This window comes from Ochrobactrum sp. C6C9, from assembly GCF_022627935.1.
In the GTDB taxonomy this organism is placed as follows: domain Bacteria; phylum Pseudomonadota; class Alphaproteobacteria; order Rhizobiales; family Rhizobiaceae; genus Brucella; species Brucella teleogrylli.
This window is the reverse complement of record NZ_JABXGB010000001.1, coordinates 118,923-143,898: the sequence shown is the minus strand read 5'-3', so window position 1 is coordinate 143,898 and position 24,976 is coordinate 118,923. Positions and strand designations below refer to the sequence as shown.

The following is a 24,976-nucleotide window of genomic DNA, read 5'->3' as shown; positions in this document are numbered from 1 at the left end:
ATGGGCAAAGACGCCGCTGACGCTTCCACCTACAGACCGCGCGCCGCATGGTTCGACGGGCTGACGGAATGCGGCCCGGCGACGATCAAGCTCAACATCATCGAAGCGGACCCTTCCAATCCGCTTGCCGAAGCTGCGGTGGGCATTGCCCGCCGGCAGATCGCAAATGCTGCGGCAAGGCTTGAAGCCCTGCCGCATCTGGACGCTGGTTTCGCCATTCTCCATCAGGGTGAGGAAAGCCTCTGGCTTCTGCTTCACTGGTGGCTGGAAGGCGGCATTGCAACGGAAATGCTGTGGCAGTCCGAACTCGGCGACGAGATCGAATTCATGCCCGCACAGACCTTGCTGATGGCCTGCGTCTGGGAACTCGGAATCATTGACTTTGAACGGCGCGCTTGGATGGAGACGGCCATGTCCGGCAAACCCATCGCCGATTATCTTGCGCGCACTTTGCCACGGGGCACGGTATGACCACTCGCATCGACACCAAATTCGCCGCATTGAAGACCGAGGGCCGTCCGGCGCTGGTCACCTATTTCATGGGCGGCGATCCCGACCTCGAAACTTCGCTCAAGATCATGAAGGAACTGCCGAAGGCCGGTGCCGATGTGATCGAGCTTGGCATGGCCTTCTCCGATCCGATGGCGGACGGCCCGGCCATCGAAGCTGCCGGTCTGCGCGCGCTGAAAGCCGGGCAGTCGCTTTCCAAGACGCTTTATATGGCCGCCGAATTCCGCAAGGAAGACGACACGACCCCGATCGTGCTGATGGGCTATTACAATCCGATCTATATCTATGGCGTCGAGCGCTTCCTGACCGATGCCAAGGCTTCCGGCGTTGATGGCCTGATCATTGTCGATCTGCCGTCGGAAATGGATGCGGAACTTTGCGTTCCGGCCAGGAAGGCGGGCATCAACTTCATTCGCCTGACCACGCCGACCACCGACGACAAGCGTCTGCCGAAGGTTCTGCATAATTCGTCGGGCTTCGTCTATTATGTCTCGATGAACGGTATCACCGGCTCGGCCATTGCCGATACGGCCCGCGTCGGCGACGCGGTGCGTCACATCAAGAAGAGCACCGATTTGCCGATCTGCGTCGGCTTTGGCGTCAAGACGCCGGAACAGGCTGCCGCCATTGCCGCCCATGCGGATGGCGTCGTCGTCGGCACGGCAATCGTCAATGCGGTGGCCGGCGAACTGACGCCGGAAGGCGCGCTTAAGGGCGATCCTGTGGCCGCTGTGAGCAAACTTGTCGGTGCACTGGCGCAAAGCGTTCGCACGACACGCCTTGAAGCCGCCCAATAAATCGTCCATTTAAGCGGGTAGAGTTGCTTTTCCGCATAAGCGGGCGCAAAAGCGCCCGCACTTTCTGTCGGAAGTGCTTGCCGTCGAAGAACAAGAAACGGAACCAAACGTCATGAACTGGATCACCAACTACGTTCGTCCGAAGATCAATTCGATGCTTGGTCGTCGCGAAATGCCGGAAAACCTCTGGATCAAGGATCCGTCCACCGGCGAGATGGTGTTCCACAAGGATCTGGAGAGCAACCAGTTCGTGATCCCGTCTTCGGGCCATCACATGCGCATCAAGGCGAAGGACCGCCTGCGCTTCTTCTTCGACAATGGCGAATATACCACGCTCGACGCGCCGAAAGTGCCGGTCGATCCGCTGAAATTCCGCGACGAGAAGAAATATATCGACCGTCTCAAGGATTACCGCACCCGCACCGGCATGGACGACGCCATCGTCAACGGCCTTGGCACCATTGAAGGTCTGCCGATTGTCGCCACCGTGCAGGATTTCGGCTTCATGGGCGGTTCGCTCGGCATGGGTGCCGGTGAGGCGATCATTCAGGGCTTTGAAAAAGCCATCGAGCTGAAGCGCCCGCTGGTTCTGTTCGCAGCATCGGGCGGCGCGCGCATGCAGGAAGGCATTCTCTCGCTGATGCAGCTCCCGCGCACCACCGTTGCCGTGGAAATGCTGAAAGAGGCAGGCCTGCCTTACATCGTCGTGCTTACCAACCCGACCACGGGCGGCGTGACCGCTTCCTACGCCATGCTGGGCGACATTCATATTGCTGAGCCGGGCGCGCTGATCGGCTTTGCCGGTCCGCGCGTGATCGAACAGACCATCCGCGAAAAACTGCCGGAAGGTTTCCAGAGTGCTGAATATCTGATGGAACACGGCATGGTGGACATGGTTGTTCCCCGCACCGAACTGAAGGAAACGATTGCACGTCTCCTGAAGATCATGACCAAGCAGCCGGCCAACACCGACAGTCCTGTAGCGCCAAAACCAGACGCCGATAGCAACACTGGCAGCAAGGCGGCCTGATATGGGCAGCCAGATCGTGGCAGGCAAGGCGGCTGCCGCTATCGAGCGGCTGATGCAACTGCATCCGAAAGGATTTGACCTCTCCCTGGACCGCATTCGCGGTCTGTTGGAGAAGCTCGGCAATCCGCATCTCAAACTGCCGCCCGTGATCCATATTGCCGGAACCAATGGCAAGGGATCAGCGACTGCCTTCTGCCGCGCCATTCTGGAAGCTGGCGGCTTTGACGTCCACGTCCACACTTCCCCACATCTGGTCAACTGGCACGAGCGTTATCGTCTGGCTGCGCCGGGTGGTGGCCAGCTGGTTGAGGACGACGTTCTGGCCGAGGCCATTGAGCGCGTCGCGGCCGCCAATGGCGGCCAGCACATCACCGTCTTTGAAATCCTCACCGCCGTGGCCTTCGTGTTGTTTGCCGAGCATCCAGCCGATGTCGTCATCATGGAAGTCGGGCTGGGCGGACGCTTCGACGCCACCAATGTCATTCCCGAACCTGCCGTATCGCTGATCATGCCGGTTTCCATTGACCATCAGGCATATCTCGGTGACCGTGTGGAACTGATCGCCGCCGAAAAGGCGGGGATCATCAAGAAGGATTGCCCGGTCGTCGTCGGCTTTCAGCCTTTCGATGCGGCGCGCGAGGTGCTTGTTTCCACCGCGGACCGGCTCGGTTGTCCGGTTTCGGTCTATGGTCAGGATTTCCTCGCCTTCGAAGAACATGGCCGCATGATCTTCCAGAACGAGGATGGGCTGATCGATCTGCCGCTTCCACGCCTGCCCGGTCGTCACCAGATTGCCAATGCCGCCGCTGCCATCGAAACAGTGCAGCTTGCGGGCTTCAACATCCCCGACAAGGCCGTCGAAAAGGCGCTGATGGTGGTGGACTGGCCGGCGCGCATGCAGCGTCTGACGCATGGGGCGCTTGTCGATCTCGCACCGCCAACCTCGGAAATCTGGCTCGACGGCGGACATAATCCGGGCGCAGGCGCGGTGATCGCGGAAGCCTTCGGCGATCTCGAAGAACGCAATGCGCGTCCGCTGTTCCTGATTACCGGCATGATCAACACCAAGGACCCTGTCGGCTATTTTGAGGCCTTTGCGGGCATGGCGCGTCATGTGTTCACCGTGCCGATCCCATCCAGCGATGCGGGTATACCCAATGATGCGCTGGCTGTCGCCGCCCAGAAGGCCGGATTGTCAGCCGAACCGGTTCACTCGGTCGCCAATGCGCTGAAACTTCTGCACGACACCTGGCCAGCCGATGAAATTCCGCCGCGTATCCTGATCGGCGGATCGCTATATCTGGCGGGCGAAGTATTGGGAGAAAACAACACACCACCATCCTAATAAAATTACACTATTATGAGTTACTTTATTAGTCATTATTCCGCCTTTATTTATATCCAAGAATGAATTGTCGTAATTTTAAGAATGGATATATAAATGCGTAATACTATTATTATTTCTACAATTCTTTTTATGAGCCTTTCGGGTGCTCCGTCCTTTGCTGCCAGTATTGCAAAAGAAACTGGCGCCAAGGAAACGGACACCAAGGCTGTAATGCCCGTTTGTCCCACCGGCACCAAAGCTGCTGCCGACGGGAAATATTATCTTCCCGGTACGCATGAAGAATGCCGGTCGGGCGATAAAGACCATAACGACACCCAGCACAAGTCGAAGTAAGCACACCGCTGTTCTTCGAACAAAGAAAAACCCGGCTCAAGGCCGGGTTTTTTATTGCTTGCTATAATTTCTACTTAAGCAGCAGAAGCCTTGATCCAGTCGGCAAGGCGGCTCTTCGGAGCAGCGCCAACCATGTTGGCAGCAAGTTCACCGTCCTTGAACATCAGGAGCGTCGGAATCGAACGCACGCCGAACTGGGCTGCGAGTTCCGGATTCTCGTCGATGTTGACCTTGGCGATCTTGACCTGACCGGCCATTTCGGCGGCGATCTCGTCGAGCGCCGGAGCGATCATCTTGCATGGACCGCACCATTCTGCCCAGAAATCCACCACGACCGGCTCGTTCGACTGAAGAACGTCCGACTGAAAATTGCTGTTATCGACCTTAACGGTTGCCATAGGGCTATCCTCTATATGGTTAAGAACGGCAGACATCTTCACAGACTCACACGCAATCCGCTCTTTCTTCGCTATATCATGTGGCGTGTCTGCTGCCATCCGTCAAGTTCTAGTTACTCACCTTTCCTTGAGAGTCTCTCAGCGCCTGCATGGCTTCATCAAGCACAGCATCGGATAGCGGCAATAGAAACGGCCCCTCAGTAAAGAGCAAGGCCGTTTCCACAACCCGCCCCGGATAAAGCGGCTCCAGCAGTGCCTTATAGAGCGCAAGCTGTGCGCGATAAGCGAAAGGCACCGCCTCGACGGTCTTGGGCGGCGGTCGGTTGGTCTTATAGTCGACAACGAGAACGCGGGTCGCGTCCACGCTGATGCGATCGACCTGACCGGACACGGCATGATCGCGCCCGCCAAGATTGATCGTGCCCATGATTGCGACTTCGCCACGCGAGCCGGAAGCGAAAACCGGTGCAAATTGCGGATCTGTCAATATAGCTTTCACGCTCGAAACGGCGTTGTGACGCTCAGCCTCCGGCCAGTCGCCCGCTATTCGGGCCAGATAATCTTCCGCCAGCTTCTCTCGCTCGCTCTCCGGCACTTCCGGCAGATATTGCAGCAGCATGTGGATCGCCGTGCCGCGCCGCAGGGCAAAGCCGGGCGTGCCATCGCTGACGATATCCCCGAGCACAGGGGAGCTTGCATCAAGCGGCGGCTCTTCATCCGCCTCAATCAGCGCCGCCGCGCCCGATGGTGCCAGCGGGCGCGGGAGCCCCGCCTCGGGCTTGACCGGAAGCAGATATTCCGGCGGCAAACCGGGCAAGGGCGTCGCCTCCGCCTGATCCGGCTCGATAATCTCCGTTAATCCGCGTGGCGTATTGCGATAGCGTCGTGCGGCGACACCCTGCACGGGGTGCACAAAGGTCTCCGATTTGATGGCAAGCGCGTCCTCGGCCAGCCGGTGCCAGGTTTCTCCGCTCTCGCGTGTGCCGCGATAGCCGCAGATGATGAGGCGATCCTCGGCGCGCGTCATGCCGACATAAAGCAGGCGGCGGTATTCTTCCTCGGCGCGGGCCTTTAGCTCTTCGATACGAGCAGCAGTAAACCCGGTCTGCCATGACCCGTTCGGCTGCCAGAGATAGCCTTTAACCGGCGGTCCGTCATGCGCCAGATCATAGGGGATCAGCTTGGGCGCACGGCTCCCGGTCCAGACGGCACTGCCGGGATCGACCAGAAACACCACGGCGCCTTCAAGGCCCTTCGCCGCATGGACGGTCATGAGGCGCACTTCGTTGCGGCCCTGATCCAGTTCGCGCTTGATTTCCGGTGAAGCCGCATCCAGCGTTTCAAGGAAAGCCTGCAAGCCCGGCAGCCCGGCCCGCTCGGCAGAGAGCGCGTAGTTCTGAAACTCATCGATAATGTCGCCCGCTTCCGGCCCAAGTCGCGCCAGAAGTTTCCGCCGCGCGCCGTCAGCACTCAGAATACGGGCATAGAACTCGAAAACCGGCATGGTGTCGGCGATGCCGCGCCAACGGCTCAAGGTCCTGTGGATGGCGGCAAGCGCCTCGTCGTCACGTGAGGCGCGGTAGAGATGTTCGAACAAGGTCGAACCGGCCCCGCGCGGATGCGCCAGTGCAAACAGCCGGTCATCGTCCCAGCCGAAGAGCGGGCTTTTGAGAAGCGAAGCCAGCGAAAGATCGTCGGAGGGTTGCAGCACGAAGCGTCCAAGCGCCATCAGATCCTGAATGGCGATATGGCTGGTGAGGCGCAGGCGATCCGCGCCCGCCACCGGCACGCCGAGATTCTTGAGCGCCCGAGACAAGGCAGGCATGAACTGATCACGCTTGCGCACCAGCACCATGATATCGCGCGGTGCAATGCGGCGGTTTTGACCGGGAATGGGTTCGCCCCTGTCCAGCCAGTAGCGGATGGTGGCGGCGATCTGTTCAGCCAGCCGCACGGCGGGCGCGGCCAGATGATCGACCGGCACACGCCAGTCATCCGGTTCTTCCACCGCTTCGGGCGTCAGCATATCCCAGATTTCCACCTCGCCCGGCGCGTCGGCGCGAATGGCATCGTGAACCGTGGCACCGGCAAGCCCGCGATTGGCTTCCGGCCTCGCAAACACCTCATCCACCGCCTGCAACACATCCGGTGCCGAGCGGAAGGAGAAGTTGAGACTGACGCGCTCGAACTTCAATTCGGCATCGCCTGCGCGAAGACTGACCGAACGTCCCTGCGCGGCAAAATCTTCCGGCACAGCCCCCTGGAACGAATAGATCGACTGTTTTTCGTCACCCACTGCAAACAGCGTGCGCTGCAAATTGCGCTGGCCGAGACCGGAGAAGAACTCCTCCGACAACATGCGGATGACCTGCCACTGGTCGGGGCTGGTGTCCTGCGCTTCATCAACGAGGATATGATCGATGCCGCGATCGAGCTTGTACTGCACCCACTGCCCTGCCCCGTCGCGGGCAAGCAGCGCCACGGTGCGGGTGATCAGGTCCTCGAAATCGAGCAGACCGCGCTTACGCTTCAGATCATGATAGCGTTGCAGAAGATCGTCGATCAGCGTCAGCGCGGCCAGATTGAGCCGCACGAGGCGCAATTCCTTCAGCCGGTCGAGGCCCATTTCAACACGGGAAGCGGCTGCATCGAAGGCTTCCTCGAAATCCGGAAGCAGTTTCTTCACCGCCGCCGAGCCGACATAGGACCCGGATTTCGGCTCGCCAGTGCTTTTCAGAAACGCAGCGCGCAGCACGGCTTCGCGGTCACGGGTGACGCTCACCTTGTCGTAACGCTTCAGTTGCAGCGCAAAATCATGCGCGCGCGCAGCACCCTTCTGGATCGAAAGAATGAGATCAAGCGCGTCATCGGAGAATTCAGGAACCGGCCAGAGCTCCGCCAGAATATCGCTTTCGCGCTCATCCCGATCGAAACCGAAGGCGCGATGCAAGGTCTCGGCGCGCGTTTCGGCAACGCCCAATTCCGCGATATAGCGCTGCAAACCGTTGCGCCGGTTCACCGCCTCGTCCAGCAGCGATTGCAGCCCCATTTCGCCCGATGCCTGCAACACATCGGCAAAGGCGGCTGCGATATTCGCATCGCCACCACCATGCGCCGTTTCGAGTAGCTGACGCCGTGCTTCACCCACAAGCGCGACCTGCATCAGATCGTCCATCATCTCGAAGTGACCGGCGATGTTTGCCTCAAGTGGAAACTGATGCAAGATGGCTTCGCAAAACGCATGGATGGTCTGGATTTTCAACCCGCCCGGTGTTTCCAGTGCGCGGGCGAAAAGCCGCCGTGCCACCGCAAGGCGAGGTGCGCCCGGTCTGCGGCCTTCAAGCGATTTCAACCGCTCGGCCAGTTCACTGTCCGGCAGCACCGCCCATTCCGACAGACGCGCAAAGACGCGGTTCTGCATCACCGCAGCCGCCGCCTTGGTATAGGTAAGGCAGAGAATTTTCGACGGATCGGTCCCTTCGAGCAAAAGGCGGATAACGCGCTCGGTCAGAACATGCGTCTTGCCGGAACCGGCATTGGCCGACACCCAGACCGAAGCGGCGGGGTCGGCAGCCCGTGTCTGCGCATCGATGGTTTCCGGCGGGATATAGAGTTTCTTCTTCATTCGCCGCCCTCCCCACCGGCATCGCCGCCAGCGGACCATTCCAGCACGCGCGCGAGGTGGTCATAGTCGCCCGTAAGATCGGTTTCGCGGAATGGCAGCGCGCGCGAAAGATAACCCTTATCCGGCTTCTGATATTCAGCCAAAAGCTGGGCAAGGCGCTGCCATGCCTCCTCACCCAAAGCGGGAGCGGTCTTTTCCGATGGCGGTCTGCTGATCTTCAGAATGGATTCCGGCTTCACCTCGCCTCCGGCGCGAAGCCGCACATAGGTGAGATCGGACGCCCGAACCGAGCCAACCTCCCGGAACGCGCCCCGCACCAGAAGAGCTGCCTCCAGCGCCAGTTGCGGCGACAGCAGGACATGCGCCTGACGCGGCGACGGCGTGGAGCCGGTTTTATAATCGATGATTTCGGCGGTCCCGTCGCGCATCAGATCGATACGGTCGGCACGGCCCGAAAGCGTGATGCCAAGGCTTTCGATGTCGCGCTTGTCCGAGGCGATTTCCGCAAACCGCGTCTGCACATTGTAAGCGCGCTCCCGCTCCCATTCCAGAAACTGCGGGATCAGCGCCGTGAAACGCGGCCACCAGACGGCTTCGATTTCGGTCGGCAAATCCATATCTGCAAACAGGATGCGCCCCAGTTCTGTCAGGCGCTCGGCTGCATCCGGTGCCAGCGGGTCGATATTTTCCTGCGTGAAATGTCCGAGAATGTCATGGAACAGCGTACCGCGTTCCGCCGCTGCCGGATCACGGATCAACGGCTCCAGCGGACGCAGCTTGAGAATGCGCTTGGCGAAGATCGCGTAAGGGTCGCGGCGCAGCGTTTCCACTTCCGTGACCGAAAAATGCTTGGGCCGCGCTGCGACCGGTGGCGCAGGCTCAGGTCTTTTGACGAAAGGCACATCCGGCGCACGGTCAATCTCCCGCGACCAGTGAAGGAAACGCTGGCCGCGCTGGCGCATGTCCTTCGTCACATCGGCACCCAGCACGGTTTCAAGTCGCTGCAGCCAGCGCGATGTCACCGTCGGCGCATTATCGGAACGCTGCGAACGCGACAACACCACATGGTCCATGCCAAGCGCCATTTGAAAATCATGCGCGGCAAGGCCGGTGCGCCGCTCTGGCGGATCGAGTGCGATCATCGCCTTCATCGGGCGCGACATGAAGGGATCGTTGCGCGTCTTGGCGGGCCAACTACCTTCGTTCAGACCGCCGATCACCACTGTATCGACCGTCTGGAGACGCGCTTCCAGCGCACCCCAGACAAAGACACGCGGATGACCGCCCGGATGCGGCTTGACGGTTTCGCCAGCCATCAGCGCATCCAGAATAGCGGGCCATTCGCTAGCTTCGAAATCCAGCTCCGATTCGCTCGACACCAGACCACGCAGGAACGAGGCAATTTTTTCGCCGCGCTCACCGGAATAGAAAGTGGCGACGCTGCCGTTTTCATCACGCGCCATGTTTTCAACGGCTTGCGCCGTCGCACGCGCAATCTCGCCAATATTGGTTCGCCGACTTGTTGTCGCGAAAGATGCCAGCGGCGCCACCGCCTGGGACAGATTTTCACAGAGGGCCCGGGCGGCAGCGATCATCTCCGGCGTGATGCTGTCATGCCATGCCGGACGCCACGACTGATTGGCGCTCTCCTTCAATCGCCGGTCAAAAAAGGCTGGTAGGTCGATAACGGAAGCGCGTCCCGTGCCACCACGAAAGGCGACAAGCTCCAGCGTTTCACCAGCGAGACGCCGGTCGATGCGCGGTGTTTCAAGCCGCAGCAAAGGATGCTTCACCAGCGCCAGCAAGGCCACCGGATCACCGGGATTGAACACCGTTTCGACCGTCAGGCGCAGCAGCGTCGAGGTCTCGACATCGCGCAAATGCCGCCCGCCGGAATCATCGGCATCAATGCCGAACCGCGCCAGTTCTCCAACCACACGCCGCGCCAAATTGCGGTCCGCCGTCACCAGCGCTGCGATCTTGCCTTCTTGATGGATGGCGTCGCGCAGCGCCAGCGCCACCGACAGCGCTTCCTCGCGTTCGTTCGCCGCCTCAATGAGATCGATTTTATGCGCCGAAGACTGAAGGACGTCCGGTTGCATATCCGGGTGCTGGCTGAGCGCGCCCCACGCATCAGTCGTTTCCGCCGGGCGCAGCGCTTCGCTCACAACACGCTCCAGAATCCGTTTCTGGCGGGGCATGTCTTCAATATGCTCGACATCTTCGCGGAGCGTCCCGATGGCGCGCAGCAACTTGTGCAGGCCATATTGCGGATGCCCGAAGGTCGAGGGATTGTCCTCGACCTCGCCCAGCATCTTCCACGCCTCATCGTCCAGATCGCGATCAAGCCCCGGCAGCACGACTGCGCCGTTCGGCAGATGCGCGATGACGGAAATCAGTTCCGCTGTGGCAGGAATGGAACCCGTCGAACCGGCCGCGATAACCGGCCCCGGAGGCGGGTTATCGCGCAGGCGCGCCACCTCGCCCCAGATCAGGTCGTTGCGGTGGGCTGCCGGATTGGAAAGCTTGCGCTCAGCCAGAATTTCGGGCCACAGCTTGGTGACGATATCGAGAAAACCGAGCGTCACCCGCCACCAGTCGGCAAGATCGTCCGGCGCGATGCTGGCGAGCTCGCTCCATTGCGCGCCATCAGTTTCCACCTGATCCATCAGCCCGGCCAGATCGCGGGCCAGCCAGATGGCATCGGCGGTTGTGGCTGGAACCGATACGTCATCAACGCCGAACAGCGCCCGCACATGGGCGGGCAGAGATTCGCGCCATGGACGGATCAGACGCGCCAGCAGCAGAAGCCGCTCGGCCTTTGCAATCGGCGGATTGAGGTCGAATACGCCCGCCGCCCCGGAATTGAAAAACGCCGCGTCTTCATCCACATCGCCAAGCGGTCTGATGGCGGGCAAAATGGCACTCTTAGCCGGATTCATATCAACGATAACAGAACGCAGAGCACGCGCGGCACGACGCGTCGGCACATAAATCGTGGCGCTGGCTAGCGCCAGAGGATCTGCGGGATTGCCGGGAAAGCCTTCGATCAGTTTGCCGTCAAGCAAGGCTTTGGCGAAGGCTGGGAGAAACGGCGTTCCGGAAGGAATGGAAAACAGCCTTGGCGTGGTTTTGCTCATGCTGTTTCTATCCTTCTCAAATTATTTGGCTCAAATAAACTCGGTTCAAACCAACGCGGAAAGTGCGACCTCCGCTTGCGCTATCGCTTCCGGTGTTCCGACCGTCAGCCAATGGCCGACCATGGGCATACCATAAAGACGGCCTTCAGCGATGGCCTTATCGAAATATCGATTGAGCGACGCCACTTCAGGCTCTGCACCTGCAAAAATGCGCGGATGAATGATACCGGCCCCGGCATAGATGAGCGGCGTTCCCGCCACATCGCGGGCGCGACGCAAGCGGCCTGCATCGTCGGCGACGAAATCGCCCTTCCCCTCGAAACCGGTGGCCTGATCCAGCCCCGCCGTCATCAGCAGGATATCCATCTTTGCATCGTCCCAAGCCTCGCCCAAGGACACGAGATTGGGCTTCGATATATCGCCCACCCAAAACGTATCGGCGTTCAGGAGGTAGAACGGTGCCCCTCCCAATTGCGGCAATGCCTTGACGATGCCGCCTGCAGAATCGAGCAGCAGATCGCGCTCGTCGGAAATGACGATATGCGGCTCTGCGCGGTCAGCAAGATAGGCATCAAGTTGGTCGGCTAAATAATGTACATTCACGACCGCCATCTGTACGCCAACGGCTTCAAGCGCGTCCAGCCCCCAGTCGATCAGCGGCTTTCCCGCGACCTTGACCAGCGGTTTCGGGATTGTCTCGGTGATGGGGCGCATACGCTTGCCAAGCCCCGCCGCCAGAACCATGGCCGTCTCAGGCATTTTCATTGCGCAATAGCCCTTCCTGCATCAATCCCAATTCGCGGAACCATGCCGCCACGGGCGCCATGACCGGATGAACAAGCACACGACCGAGATAGTCATGGATGCGTGGCAGATGGTTGAGATAAGCCGGTTTACCGTCGCGCTCATCAAGCCGCACGAAGAGACCGAGCAGCTTGGCATTGCGTTGCGCGCCCATGGCCGCATAGGCCTTGCGGAACAGTGCTTCGTCGAAAGCATGGCCCAAGCTGCGGCGCTCGTCGCAATAAGCAGAAACGACCGCCTGTTCCAGTTCAACCGGAATCGTCACGCGCGCATCGAGCGCCAGCGAGGCCACGTCATAGGCAGCGGGACCGATCATCGCATCCTGAAAATCGATGGTTCCGATGCGGTCCTTGCCTTCTGCTTCCGGAAACCAGAACAGGTTTGGCGAATGATAATCACGCAGCAGCAGGCTCTGTTCGACATCGGCGATATCGGCAATCACCTTGTCCCACGCCACTTCGTAAGCCTGCTTTTCAGCGTCGGTCAGCTGGCGACCCATCATGCGTGGCGCATACCACTGCCCGACAAGGCTAACCTCGATCAGCATGGCATCGCGGTCGAAAGGCGCGATGAGGTGATCAGGATAGCCGTCAAGCGGCACGTGGTTCGGCCAGTGCACCCCATGCAGATGCGCGAGAAAGCGCCCTGCCGCCTTATAGCGTTCCGCCACCGGCTCACCGGTAGCGGCGCGCACGCCCTCAACGCCCAGATTTTCCAGAACCAAAAACCCTGCGTCCAGATCAGCAGCGCGCATTTCAGGCACGCGAAAACCATGCGCGGCCAAAAGCCCATCAATGGCTGCGAAAGCCAGAATATTCTCGGCCAGATGCGCTATCTGTCGGTAGGTCTTGCCGTCACGCAATATTGGATCATAAGGCATCTGCGGCGCGTTCATGAGAATCTCGACGCCATGCGTGCTGCGGATCGTTTCATATTTGCGCGGCGATGCATCGCCTTGCAGATAACGCCGTTCCGCACCCTGCCGGTCATGGCGGTCAAGGAAAGCACGAATGGCCAGCGAGCGCTCCAGACGGCTGATCGCGGCTTTCGGCACGGCAATGGCGATGCGTCGCCCTGCCCCTTCATGCGAAAGCGTGACCGAGAAATTCGCCTCGGGCAAAAAGCCCTCCCCGCGCTCCGGCCATTCGGCAAGCACAACGCCATCGTCCAGAAATTCGACCAGTCCCAGCTCGTCAAGCTCTTCACCCGACGACAGGCGATAAAGATCGGCATGGGCAACCGGTAGACGAAGCGCTTCGTAGCTTTGCACCAGCGTAAAGGTCGGGCTTGGCACTTCAAGCCCCGGATCGTCGGCAATGGCGCGGATGACCGCGCGGGCCAGCGATGATTTCCCCGCCCCCAGATCACCGGAAAGCGTGACCAGATCGCCCTTTTGCAAAGCGAGAGCGAAGTCCTCGCCAAACCGGAGTGTGGCGGCTTCATCGGGCAAATAGAATTCGAGAATCTGTGTTTGGGCGCTCATAAGCACCGTTTACCTTATTCGGCAGCAACACGGAAGCTGCGTGTCTCCGATGGAAAGCGGCAAATCACGGTTGTTCCCCTGCCCGAACCAGTCTCGATATCGACGTTGCCGCCATGCAGCTCAACGAAGCTTTTCACGATGGCAAGGCCGAGCCCGGCACCGCGCTTGCGCCCGCCATTCGGATAGGATTGGAAACGCTTGAAGACAGTATCCAGAACTTCCGGCGGCATGCCGTGGCCATCGTCATGGACAGAGAAGACCACTTCAGACCCTTCGCGCGCCACCTGCAAGGTGACGGTCGAACCTTCCGGCGCGTAATTGGTCGCGTTGGACAGAAGGTTGAAAAGCACCTGACGTACGCGATTGGCGTCTGCCTTGAAGACATCCACATCATCGGCAATATCGACATCGAGGCCGATATCATGGTCGCGCAAGCGCTCGCTCACGCGGGAAGCAGCTGCGGAAATCGCCTCCACCACCGAAACATCGCCGATTTCCAGTTCCATGATGCCGGCATCGACGGTCGCGAGATCGAGAATATCGTTCACAATGGTCAGCAGAACCGACGACGACGTGCTGATATGCTCCAGATATTCCACCTGACGCTCGTTGAGCGAGCCAAAGGACGGGGTCTGCAGCAGTTCGGTAAAGCCGATGATGTTGGTCAGCGGCGAACGCAGCTCGTAGGAGACGTGCTGCACGAAATCGTTCTTGATCTGGTCGGCCAGTTCCAGCGCTTCGTTCTTTTCCTTCAGGGCACGTTCAACGCGCACCGTATCGGTCACATCGATGAAGGTAAGCATGGTCTGCCCCTTGGGCAGCGGCACCACCGCGAAGGACAGGATCACACCGTCATCCAGCTCCACCTGCCCCATGCGACCATCACGCTGGTCGAGGAAGCCGGTCACGGAGGACACGAAATCGTCCCAGAGACCGTCTCCGCCACGCTCACGGCAAAGCTTTGAAATCGTTGATATATGCGTGCCCACCACGACCATGGCGGCAGGTAGTGACCACAGGTCCGCGAAGGACGGATTGGACAGGCGCATGCGGCCATCGGACCCGAACACCGCCACGGCCTCGGCCAGATGATCCAGCGTTTCGCCCTGAACCTTGATCAGTGTGTTGTAGCGGCCTTCGAGTTCGAACTTTTCCGTCATGTTCTCGAAGAACCAGGTCACGCCGCCTTGCGGATGCGGATTGGCGACCACGCGCATGGTGCGCGTATCGGGCAGATGCCACATATGTTCCTGCGGCTCGACGGCGCGATAGGCAGACAGTAAACCGTCCTTCCACTTGCGCCATTCCGGCTGTTCCGGCAGCTTGCCTTCGGACCGCAGCCGGTCGAAGAGCAAGGTGTTGCTCGGCTGGGTTTCGAGCCAGGCCGTGTCAAGCGACCAGAGTTTCGCAAATGCCTGATTGAAGAACTGGAGCTTCATTTCCGGATCGAAAATCGCCACGGCAGTCGAGAGCTGATCCAGCGTTTCAGCATGGCTTTTCAGCGTGCGGCTCAGTTCCTCACGCACCTGCTCGACTTCGCTCAGATCGAAGCCAAGACCAGCGGAACCGCCCTCGGCGCTCACATCGGTCACATCGAAAATCCGGCGGTCGCCGCGCACCACTGTCGGCAATTGCTCATGCAGAACCGGCTCGGCAAAACGGTCGCGCTCCAGACGAATCCGCGCCTGCGCACCGAAAAGCTCGCGACCTTCCGCGATCGTCTGGCTGGTATCGGGCATATCGACAGCGCGCGCATAGGCCTGATTGACCCATTCGATGCGGCCATTGCCATCGCGAACCCAGACAGGTTGCTCGATGCGCTCCAGCAGGCGGCGCAGGAGTTCGATCCGGTCCGACAATTCGCGATTTTGCGCCTGAAGCGCTGCGCGCTCCGCCTGAACGCCCTGCAGGCTGAAAAAGCGGGCGACAGCCAGACCGCCGGAGGTACGGCCATAAACATCAAGCAGCGTGCCATTATTGGTTTCGACCGTCAGATCGAAGGTGCGCGCATGTTCGCGCAGCGACGCGACGGCGCGCTCCAGCGCCGTCACCGATTGCGGGCGCAGCCAGCGACCGAAAGCCAGAAATGCCGAGCGATCCTGCGGCGCGCCGCTTTCATCCGGCAATTGCCCGACCACATCGGCCCGCATCGTATGACCGTCCCAGACGACGATGCGCTGATCCTTGAGATTGAGAAGCGCTTCATTGCGCTGCGCCGTAAGGCTCAGATCAGAGAGTTTGGAACGCAGTTCCTTGTTTTCACTCGCAGCGCGGGCGCGCTCGCGAATGAGCCAGCCTGCGGAAAGCAGCGCCGCGCCCATGGCGCCGACAAACATGGAAAACTGAATGACTTCGAAGGCGCCGACGCTGCCGCCGCCAAAAGGCAGTTCGATGCGCGCGCCATCAGCGCCCTGCGCAAAAGCGGGCATGGCGGCAAGAACGGCGGAAACTGACACGGTCGCCTTCAAGACGACCTGCCGAAGCGGCTTTGCAACACAGGCGAGAGCAACCGTCAAGCTCTTGCCTCTTCCGATTGTGGAATTGCCCCGGGTTGTGCCCGATAAGCCGACTTCTGGCATGTTTCCCTTTTCTCCGCCACCCGACTGTGCTTCCGCAAACGGACGCACACCCGCATTTCAATTTCAACACATCAACCGACCGTCGGGCACCGCCATAGTGCCGATAGCCGAACGTGTTTCAGGGACGAAGCGACCAGCCGCTTCCCGCCGAAACCGGCAAAAAACGCACCACGCGAACACCCGCCAAAACACATTGTTTCTTCGCATTCCCGAACATCAAAACCGCAATACACTTTTGCCGGGAATGCTTTTGATTCGTCTTCACAATACCCTTCCGACGAATCCAGGTGAAGCGTGTCGCGCGCAAAAAGAAAGACTGGACAGCCTGTCAACTGCCCAGTCTCAACATGTAGTAGAATGCTTAACCGATGGTTAATATCTGTAGTGCTCGGACTTGTACGGGCCCTGTGGAGTGACGCCGATATAGGCTGCCTGTTCCTCAGAAAGCACAGTCAGCTTCGCACCCAGCTTGTCGAGATGCAGGCGCGCGACCTTCTCGTCGAGATGCTTCGGCAGAACATAGACTTCGTTCTTGTAGGCTTCCGGACGCGTGTAAAGCTCGATCTGGGCCAGCACCTGGTTGGTGAAGGAGGCCGACATCACGAAGCTCGGATGGCCGGTCGCGTTGCCGAGATTGAGCAGGCGGCCTTCCGAAAGAAGGATCAGGCGCTTGCCATCCGGGAACTCGATCAGATCGACCTGCGGCTTCACATTGGTCCACTTCAGGTTGCGCAGAGCGGCAATCTGAATTTCGTTGTCGAAGTGGCCGATATTGCCGACGATGCACATGTCTTTCATCTTGCGCATGTCGTCCAGCGTGATGACGTCCTTGTTGCCGGTCGTGGTGATCACGATATCGGCGGTCGGAGCGGCATCGCTGAGCGTCACGACTTCAAAGCCATCCATGGCGGCCTGAAGGGCGCAGATCGGATCGACTTCCGTCACCTTGACGCGGGCACCGGCACCGGCCAGCGACTGGGCGGAGCCTTTGCCGACATCGCCGTAACCGCAGACGACGGCGACCTTGCCAGCCATCATCACGTCGGTGCCGCGACGAATGCCGTCGACCAGCGATTCCTTGCAGCCATACTTGTTGTCGAACTTCGACTTGGTGACGCTGTCATTGACGTTGATGGCTGGGAAGGGCAGGAGGCCCTTCTTCTGCAACTGGTACAGACGGTTGACGCCGGTGGTGGTTTCTTCCGTCACGCCCTTGATGGCATCGCGCTGCTTTGTGAAGAAGCCCGGCGTTGCAGCCATGCGCTTCTTGATCTGCGCGAAGAGAACTTCCTCTTCTTCCGAACCGGGGTTCGACAGAACGTCTTCACCCGCTTCAGCGCGCGCGCCGATGAGGATGTACATGGTGGCGTCGCCGCCATCGTCGAGGATCATGTTGGACGGCTGGCCATCCGGCCACTGGAAGATCTGGTCGGTGTAGGTCCAGTATTCTTCAAGGGTTTCGCCCTTGATGGCGAAAACCGGCGTGCCGGTGGCGGCAATCGCAGCGGCGGCATGGTCCTGCGTCGAGAAGATGTTGCACGATGCCCAGCGCACATCGGCGCCAAGGGCCTTGAGCGTCTCGATCAGAACGGCGGTCTGAATGGTCATGTGCAGCGAACCGGAAATGCGTGCGCCCTTCAGCGGTTGCGTCTTGCCGAATTCCGCGCGCGCAGCCATCAGGCCCGGCATTTCGGTTTCGGCAATGTCGAGTTCCTTGCGGCCCCAGTCGGCCAGGCTCAGATCCTTGACGACGAAATCTTGGCTTGCGGTCATCGCGTGCTCCAATCAAAAACAATTCCAACACGGCAATGAACCCGGTTCGGAATGGCGTTGTAGACATGGTTTGGGAGCGGAATATCGTCGATAAAAGCCGCTCCGGCTGCCGCTTTGACTAGCAGATCGCGGGTCGAAGCACAACTTCATATAAACAAATCTTTATACGTGCATATCGGCAGATCTTGAAACCGCTATACACGGAGTTCAATCGTGAGCCATAAATCCCCCACGCAAGGCAACGATTAAACCAATTAATATCCCGCTCTCAAATCCCTCAAGAAAATATAACAGCTATCCTCAGGAACCATTTGGTGATCCTATCAAATTATAATTTCGTATTATTTAATGTTATGGAGATAAAATGAAAAAAACTGTCTTTATGTTATTAATTCTTGCAATGGCATCGCACATCGATACTCTCCCTTCCCAAGCACAAGATAAAGGAATCTCTGCTTGGACAAACAACGTTTACAATGACAGCGTCATCGATATTTATATTAGCAAGGCAAAAAATCCATATGGGAAAGCTAACTTAATAGAGGCGCACAGTAAAGAAAACACTGGTCTTAGTGAGCCTCCAGACGGAATTACTTACATAAGAAATAGCAACAAGGAAACATTATACAGCATTGTACAGCATGGTGAGGAACCATACACTCTATCATCAGTCATCTGGAAATCGGGAAAACCTTATAAAACATTAGAGTGCTACTCGATAATCAAAAATAAACATAACGAATATGGATATGACCTGAGATATAAAAACAGCGGTTACCTGCAATTTGAAAGAATCGATTTAGTCACCGCAACTCTCATTGCTCCCACGGACGAGCGCTGCACAGCTAACTTCCAACGTCTTTTGGTAACAAAATAGGAAGCGGGTCCTATCAGCACTCCTCGCCGAACTTGTCGGCAATCAGCGTCTGCAGGGCGTCGAGCACCGTCTCGGCCTGTTCGCCCGAAGCGCTGACCTCGATGCAGCAGCCGGGCGAGGCGGCCAGCATCATCAGCCCCATGATCGAGGTGCCGCCGACCGTCATGCCGTCCTTGGAAACGCGGACATGCGCGTCATAGCCGTCGACCAGCTGGACGAATTTGGCGGAGGCGCGGGCGTGCAGCCCGCGCTTGTTGACGATCTCAAGCGACCGGGAAATTGCAGTTTCGGGATCGTATTCGCCAGTAAGGGTGACGCTGGACCGCATATTTACTTTCCTGTCAGAACCTGACTTGCGACGTTGATATATTTACGCCCCGCGTCCTGCGCCTCGCGAAGCGCAGTCTTGATGTCGCCGCCGATCCGCACGCTTGAAAGCTTGATCAGCATCGGCAGATTGACGCCTGCGATGACTTCAATCTTGCCTTCCTGCATGACCGAGATGGCCAGATTGGAGGGAGTTCCACCGAACATGTCGGTCAGGATGATGACGCCGCTGCCATTTTCGGCGCGTTCGACAGCTTCGACGATATCGCGTCGACGCTGCTCCATGTCATCTTCCGCACCGATGCATACGGTTTCGAAATTATCTTGCGGGCCTACCACATGCTCAACGGCATGAAGAAACTCTTCGGCCAGCCTTCCGTGCGTAACAAGCACGAGTCCGATCATACTATAAAAGCTCCCGTCGCGCGCCCGCCGCATCACCCCGCCAGATGATCAGATGGCACCTGCTTTGTTCCAGTACGATCACTCCAAAAAACCTGTCTCGTTTTAAGGATCGTACTGTAGCCGGAACCATGCCGGCGAGTTGTGCATCTTGGCAGGGCAAATCCTTATAGCAAGTGAAAAATCTCCACCCCGCCTTGAAAAAAGCAAAATGCCGCAGCGGTGTGAAATCTTCACAGAATCGAAACCATCGCCGGTCAGCGATTCTCCGGCGACCACCGTTCGTAGAACAAAGTCGCCTCTATCGCCCGCGACAGCGCGTTGGAATCGCCATTCGACGACAGTGACGGTAGAAGCAGACGCGGCAGTTCGATCCCTTCAAAGCTCCAGATTCCGCCGCCTGGATAACGCTCCGCTTCTTCACGGGCCACAAGCAGGATCACCAGATCAAGCGTGGCGCTGGCGACGAAAGGCACCTTGAACAGGCCAGCGCCGCGAATCTCCACACCGCCCGCAAGGGCAACTGGCGCGCTGGCGATCAGGTGATTGTCTTCGGCGCGCAGCATCGTGCGATCATCGCTGACGAGGGCCGCCTGTTCGCTGCGGAGCGATGCGCGCTCCACCAGCGTCAGCGCCAGTTCGGTCTTGCCCGCGCCCGAGCGGCCCATGATCATCACGCCCTTTCCGCGCAATTGCACGGTGGTGGCGTGGAGGCCGCTCCTGGCTTCTTCCGGGGTCATGTGCTGGCCGGAAGATCGACGATGAAACGGGCGCCCCTGAATTGATCGGGCTTTGCAGGATCGACAATGTTTTCCGCCGTCAGCGTACCGCCATGGGCTTCGATGATCTGACGGCTGATCGACAGGCCGAGGCCAGAATTCTGGCCGAACGCCTCCGATGCCGGGCGATCCGTATAGAAACGCTCGAAAATCCGCTCGATATTCTCGATGGGGATGCCCGGTCCGTTATCCTCGACGAGAACGCGCAGGCGGCTGCCTTCGCCCTGCAACGTCACCACGATGCGCCCCGTATCGTCGGGCACGAAGGAGCGCGCATTTTCAATGAGATTGCTCACCACCTGCCCAAGCCGCAGGTCATGGCCCGCGACGTAGAAGGCCTTTTTACCCGCTGGCAGCTTGCCAGTATTGAAGACGATCTCGGTGCCAACCTTGTTGCGGCGCACTTCGCGCGCGGCAGTGACAAGATTGGTGAGCAGCGTCTTCATATCCACGCGGTCGATATGTTCGCGCGCCAGTTCCGCGTCGAGGCGCGAAGCGTCGGAAATATCGGTGATCAGGCGATCAAGACGGCGCACATCATGCTGAATGATGTCGAGCAGGCGCTTGCGCGATTCCTCCGACTTGGCGAGCGGCAAGGTCTCCACCGCGCTGCGTAGCGAGGTGAGGGGGTTCTTCAGCTCGTGGCTGACATCGGCGGCGAAGCTCTCAATGGCTTCGATGCGGGTGTAAAGCGCGTCGGTCATATCGCGGATGGAGGTGGACAGATGTCCCACCTCATCCTGTCGCTCCGAGAAATCTGGAATTTCAACGCGGTTCTTGACGCCATGACGCACGCGATCCGCCGCAGCCGACAATTTGCGCAGCGGGCTTGCTATGGTCGATGCGAGGAACAGCGACAGGATCACCATGACCAGCGACACGACACCGAACACGCGGAAGACGGCCATGCGCTCGCCCTCTACGATCTTGTCGATATCGTCGCCTTCGGTCGAAAGCAGCAAGACGCCGAGAATCGCGCGCGAACGCTGGACCGGCACGGCCACAGAGACCACCAGTTCGCCCTTTTCGGTGCGGCGCTGCGCCGTTTGTGGAGAACCAGAAAGCGCCTTGACGATCTCGGGGAAGGCGAGACCATTGCCGCCCGGCTGTTCCTGATAAACGGGCAAGCCGCCACCATAGAAGAAGCCGGTGAACCAGCGGCTGAAACGCTCCCACAGCCCCGGCGTTTCGCCCTCGATCGGTGGCAGAGGGTAGCTCAACACCGGGCTGGAGGACGGGAAACTCGGCGAATAGAGCGCGCGCGAATCCAGCAGCATATTGGCGTAGCGGTCATAGATACGCGCCCGCGTGCTGGTCGGCGAAATCAACCGGCGCAACAGGGGCGAAACCTTTTCAGGATTGATCGGGAATTCCCAATTATCGGGAGAATCGGGCGAGGGGGTCAGGCTTTGCCCGGCTTGCAGTTCTAGAAGCTTTTCCGGATCGACCATCAGCGAGTTGGTATCGACCGTTGCCGAGGCCGAAATCGCCGCAGCGATGATCTTGCCCTGGGTCAGAAGGCTTTCCACCTTCGCGTCGATCAGCCCCTCGCGGAACTGGTTCATATAGAGAATGCCGGAAACCAGAACGCCAAGCGCCGCAAGGTTGAGAAACAGAATGCGGCGCGTCAGGCTTGAGAAGAGATATTGACCGAGAAACTTGCGAAAGGGCGCAAACAGACGGCGCCAGAACACCGAGCGCTGCCGCCGTGCCCTGCGCTCGCGCAAGTTTGCTTGCAAACTCGTTTTCTGGCCTGCAAGGCCTTCGTTCTGGGTCTCTGCGACCATCTCGCTTTTGTTACTCGTTGGAGCGCATCCCGAAAAATGTGAAACGCATTTCGGATAAGATGTGCGTCAAATATTCCAAACCAATGCCGGGCTATCGCACCCGGCATTGGTAATCCTATGCATCAAGCCTCGCGGAAGCGATAGCCGACGCCATAGAGCGTTTCGATCATCTCGAAGTCGTCGTCAACCACCTTGAACTTCTTGCGAAGGCGCTTGATGTGGCTGTCGATGGTGCGATCGTCCACATAGACCTGCTCATCATAGGCCGCATCCATCAAGGCGTCACGGCTTTTCACAACGCCGGGACGCTGCGCGAGCGAGTGCAGGATGAGGAATTCGGTGACCGTCAGCGTAACGGGTTCACCCTTCCAGGTGCAGGTATGACGTTCCTGATCCATGACCAGCTGACCGCGTTCCAGCGATTTGGACGGCTGGCCCGCAGGCTTTGCCGTACCGTCGCGGGCAGCGACGCGGCGCAGAACTGCCTTGACGCGCTCCACCAGCAGACGCTGCGAGAACGGCTTGGTGATGAAATCGTCGGCGCCCATCTTGAGACCGAACAGCTCGTCGATCTCGTCGTCCTTCGAGGTCAGGAAGATAACCGGGAGATCGGATTTCTGGCGCAGGCGGCGCAGAAGCTCCATACCGTCCATACGCGGCATCTTGATATCGAAGATCGCAAGATTTGGCGGGCGCGCCATCAGACCATCAAGTGCGGAAGCGCCATCGGTGTAGGTTTCAACCCGATAGCCTTCCGACTCCAGCGCAATGGAAACGGAGGTCAGAATGTTACGGTCATCGTCGACCAGCGCAATTGTCTGCGTTGCCGAGGCTTCCTTCATGCGGACCTTTCTCCTTCATGTTTTGCCAGGGCATCACCCTTTGGGGCTCTGCCATCTGGCATTCCACCCGGAACAACCGGCTGGTGGGGCGGTTCGATCATCGAGCGCCTGATTTGCACGTCGATCTTATTATAGTGATGCAGCTTGTGCAGTACAAATTAGGTACAAAATGTGGCAGCCCTGAAAGAAGCCGTGAAAGGCGCCGTCTCGAATCATTCTTTGGTTAACGCTCGTAAAGATTGTATTCCACAAAAAATACACGCGAAAACGCAATAGTTAAACGATTTAAAAAAAATTCAAAATTTTTAAATCGATTAAATATTTGAATTGCCACAATTAATCTGTTTCTGACTGCCATTCCTCCGAGAACGGAAAAACGGAGGGCAGATAAATTTGTCAAACCAAGATGGCGGAGACACCATGAGAGAGACCGGCATTCACAATACGGCCGCTTCCATTGCCACTTCGGGACTGAAGGAACTCTCCGCAGTCTTTTATAACCTCGGACCGGCTCGGCTCTATGAGGAAACCGTCCGCCGTGGCGAAGCCGAACTGACGGCACAGGGCGCGCTCGTTGCCCGCACCGGCCAGCACACGGGCCGTTCGCCGAAGGACAAATTCGTAGTCCGCGACGCCAATACCGAAGATCAGGTCTGGTGGGACAACAACAAGCCGATCACGCCGGAAGCCTTCGAGCTTCTCTACGCCGATTTCATCGAGCATGCGAAGGGCAAGGAGCTTTTCGTACAGGATCTCATCGGCGGTGCTGACGCCGACAACAAGATCAACGCCCGCGTTGTGACCGAATATGCCTGGCATTCGCTGTTTATCCGCAACCTGCTGATCCGTCCGGCCCAGGAAGAGCTTGCTTCCTATGTGCCGGAAATGACGATCATTGATCTGCCGTCCTTCAAGGCCGATCCGGAACGCTATGGCGTGCGCACCGAGACGGTGATCGCGGTCGATCTGACCCGCAAGATCGTGCTGATCGGCGGCACCTCCTATGCCGGTGAAATGAAGAAGTCGGTCTTCACCGCGCTCAACTATATTCTGCCTGCCAAGGGCGTGATGCCGATGCATTGCTCGGCCAATGAAGGCCCGGATGGCGACACCGCCGTCTTCTTCGGCCTGTCCGGCACCGGCAAGACCACGCTTTCCGCCGACCCGACGCGCACGCTGATCGGCGACGACGAGCATGGCTGGGGTGAACACGGCATCTTCAATTTCGAAGGCGGCTGCTATGCCAAGACCATCCGTCTTTCCGCCGAAGCAGAGCCGGAAATCTATGCCACGACGCAGCGTTTCGGCACTGTGCTGGAAAATGTCGTGCTCGACGCCAATCGCCAGCCGGATTTCGACGATGGTTCGCTGACCGAAAACACCCGTTGCGCCTATCCGCTCGACTTCATCCCGAATGCATCGAAGACGGGCAAGGGCGGCCAGCCGAAGAACATCATTATGCTCACCGCCGATGCTTTCGGCGTGATGCCTCCCATCGCCAAGCTCACGCCTGCACAGGCCATGTACCACTTCCTGTCCGGTTACACGGCAAAGGTCGCAGGCACTGAAAAGGGCGTCACCGAACCGGAAGCAACCTTCTCGACCTGCTTCGGCGCACCGTTCATGCCGCGTCATCCGTCGGAATACGGCAATCTGCTGCGCAAGCTGATCGCCGAACACAAGGTCGATTGCTGGCTCGTCAACACCGGCTGGACCGGCGGCGCCTATGGCACCGGCAAGCGCATGCCGATCAAGGCAACCCGCGCGCTTCTCGCTGCCGCCCTCGATGGCTCGCTGAACGACGCCGAATTCCGCATCGATCCGAATTTCGGCTTCGCCGTTCCGGTTGAAGTGCCGGGCGTGGATACGTCCATTCTCGATCCGCGCTCCACCTGGGCCGATAAGGCCGCCTATGACGCGCAGGCCAAAAAGCTGGTCGATATGTTCGTCACCAACTTCGAAAAGTTCGAACGTCACGTCGATCACGAGGTCAAGGACGCAGCACCGGCAATCCGTATCGCTGCGGAATAAGCTCAGAAATACTGAGGAGGAAGAAAGCCCGGCCCGCGTGCTGGGTTTTCTTTTGCCCTCAATCCAGCCCCGCACTTTGGCGCGCGTGATTTTTCTCGCATGCCCTTACCC

The 24,976-nt window shown here is 58.9% G+C and carries 19 protein-coding genes; 7 read left to right on the top strand and 12 right to left on the bottom strand.

All coding sequences use genetic code 11. The annotated features are described in order from the left end of the window. From HWD97_RS00685 to HWD97_RS00665, 5 genes are all read left to right on the top strand, one after another. Positions 1–471, top strand: coding sequence for a hypothetical protein (locus tag HWD97_RS00685; protein ID WP_371834585.1), 471 nt, complete (start codon positions 1–3; stop codon positions 469–471). After that, entirely contained in the window at positions 468–1,307 is an 840-nt protein-coding gene (gene trpA / locus HWD97_RS00680) for a tryptophan synthase subunit alpha (RefSeq protein ID WP_371834584.1), read from the top strand. The genes HWD97_RS00685 and trpA overlap by 4 nt, the downstream gene beginning before the upstream one ends. A gap of 112 nt (positions 1,308–1,419) precedes the next feature. After that, complete coding sequence (gene accD / locus HWD97_RS00675) at positions 1,420–2,337, top strand: acetyl-CoA carboxylase, carboxyltransferase subunit beta (protein ID WP_109370341.1); 918 nt, start codon at positions 1,420–1,422, stop codon at positions 2,335–2,337. 52 nt (positions 2,338–2,389) lie between these two features. Then, positions 2,390–3,682: a folylpolyglutamate synthase/dihydrofolate synthase family protein gene (locus tag HWD97_RS00670; protein ID WP_180918063.1), complete on the top strand. Its 1,293-nt coding sequence runs from the start codon at positions 2,390–2,392 to the stop codon at positions 3,680–3,682. Positions 3,683–3,778: 96 nt separating this feature from the next. Beyond that, on the top strand, positions 3,779–4,018 hold the full coding sequence (locus HWD97_RS00665; protein ID WP_371834583.1) for a hypothetical protein: 240 nt from the start codon (positions 3,779–3,781) through the stop codon (positions 4,016–4,018). 74 nt (positions 4,019–4,092) lie between these two features. Here the strand turns inward: HWD97_RS00665 and trxA are convergent, their stop codons facing one another. The 7 genes from trxA to ahcY all read right to left on the bottom strand — a co-directional run bounded on the left by trxA (position 4,093) and on the right by ahcY (position 17,820). After that, positions 4,093–4,416, bottom strand: coding sequence for a thioredoxin (gene trxA, locus HWD97_RS00660; protein ID WP_078337659.1), 324 nt, complete (start codon positions 4,414–4,416; stop codon positions 4,093–4,095). A 109-nt stretch (positions 4,417–4,525) separates the two neighbouring features. After that, the gene (gene addA / locus HWD97_RS00655) at positions 4,526–8,041 is read right to left on the bottom strand and encodes a double-strand break repair helicase AddA (RefSeq protein ID WP_371834582.1); all 3,516 of its coding nucleotides are present in this window, start codon (positions 8,039–8,041) and stop codon (positions 4,526–4,528) included. Next, positions 8,038–11,181: a double-strand break repair protein AddB gene (gene addB / locus HWD97_RS00650; RefSeq protein ID WP_371834581.1), complete on the bottom strand. Its 3,144-nt coding sequence runs from the start codon at positions 11,179–11,181 to the stop codon at positions 8,038–8,040. Before addB ends, addA begins: the two co-directional genes overlap by 4 nt. Positions 11,182–11,226: 45 nt before the next feature. After that, positions 11,227–11,946 (bottom strand): nucleotidyltransferase family protein, encoded by a 720-nt coding sequence (locus HWD97_RS00645; RefSeq protein WP_109370051.1) that lies wholly within the window; start codon positions 11,944–11,946, stop codon positions 11,227–11,229. Beyond that, positions 11,933–13,468 carry a tRNA (adenosine(37)-N6)-threonylcarbamoyltransferase complex ATPase subunit type 1 TsaE gene (gene tsaE / locus HWD97_RS00640; protein ID WP_109370050.1) on the bottom strand — a complete coding sequence of 512 codons (1,536 nt, stop codon included), beginning with the start codon at positions 13,466–13,468 and terminating at the stop codon, positions 11,933–11,935. The genes HWD97_RS00645 and tsaE overlap by 14 nt, the downstream gene beginning before the upstream one ends. Before the next feature lie 14 nt (positions 13,469–13,482). Beyond that, positions 13,483–16,047, bottom strand: coding sequence for a PAS-domain containing protein (locus HWD97_RS00635; protein WP_109370049.1), 2,565 nt, complete (start codon positions 16,045–16,047; stop codon positions 13,483–13,485). A 372-nt stretch (positions 16,048–16,419) separates the two neighbouring features. Beyond that, on the bottom strand, positions 16,420–17,820 hold the full coding sequence (gene ahcY, locus HWD97_RS00630; protein WP_109370048.1) for an adenosylhomocysteinase: 1,401 nt from the start codon (positions 17,818–17,820) through the stop codon (positions 16,420–16,422). 364 nt (positions 17,821–18,184) lie between these two features. On the opposite strand from ahcY, the gene HWD97_RS00625 reads away from it, so the two are divergent. Beyond that, the gene (locus HWD97_RS00625) at positions 18,185–18,697 is read left to right on the top strand and encodes a hypothetical protein (RefSeq protein ID WP_371834580.1); all 513 of its coding nucleotides are present in this window, start codon (positions 18,185–18,187) and stop codon (positions 18,695–18,697) included. 13 nt (positions 18,698–18,710) lie between these two features. Here HWD97_RS00625 and HWD97_RS00620 read toward each other — a convergent pair whose 3' ends face one another. The 5 genes from HWD97_RS00620 to HWD97_RS00600 form a co-directional block, all read right to left on the bottom strand. After that, positions 18,711–19,025, bottom strand: a complete 315-nt coding sequence (locus HWD97_RS00620) for an HPr family phosphocarrier protein (protein ID WP_109370046.1) — start codon at positions 19,023–19,025, stop codon at positions 18,711–18,713. A 2-nt stretch (positions 19,026–19,027) separates the two neighbouring features. After that, positions 19,028–19,429, bottom strand: a complete 402-nt coding sequence (locus HWD97_RS00615) for a PTS sugar transporter subunit IIA (protein WP_109370045.1) — start codon at positions 19,427–19,429, stop codon at positions 19,028–19,030. A 254-nt stretch (positions 19,430–19,683) separates the two neighbouring features. Next, a complete protein-coding gene (locus HWD97_RS00610) occupies positions 19,684–20,166 on the bottom strand; it encodes an HPr kinase/phosphorylase (RefSeq protein WP_109370044.1) in 483 nt (160 codons plus the stop codon). Beyond that, on the bottom strand, positions 20,163–21,992 hold the full coding sequence (locus tag HWD97_RS00605) for a stimulus-sensing domain-containing protein (RefSeq protein ID WP_109370043.1): 1,830 nt from the start codon (positions 21,990–21,992) through the stop codon (positions 20,163–20,165). Before HWD97_RS00605 ends, HWD97_RS00610 begins: the two co-directional genes overlap by 4 nt. A 122-nt stretch (positions 21,993–22,114) precedes the next feature. Beyond that, positions 22,115–22,834 (bottom strand): response regulator transcription factor, encoded by a 720-nt coding sequence (locus HWD97_RS00600; RefSeq protein WP_078337648.1) that lies wholly within the window; start codon positions 22,832–22,834, stop codon positions 22,115–22,117. Between the two features lie 420 nt (positions 22,835–23,254). On the opposite strand from HWD97_RS00600, the gene HWD97_RS00595 reads away from it, so the two are divergent. Continuing rightward, positions 23,255–24,865, top strand: coding sequence for a phosphoenolpyruvate carboxykinase (locus tag HWD97_RS00595; RefSeq protein WP_109370042.1), 1,611 nt, complete (start codon positions 23,255–23,257; stop codon positions 24,863–24,865). The last annotated feature ends 111 nt before the right edge of the window (positions 24,866–24,976 follow it).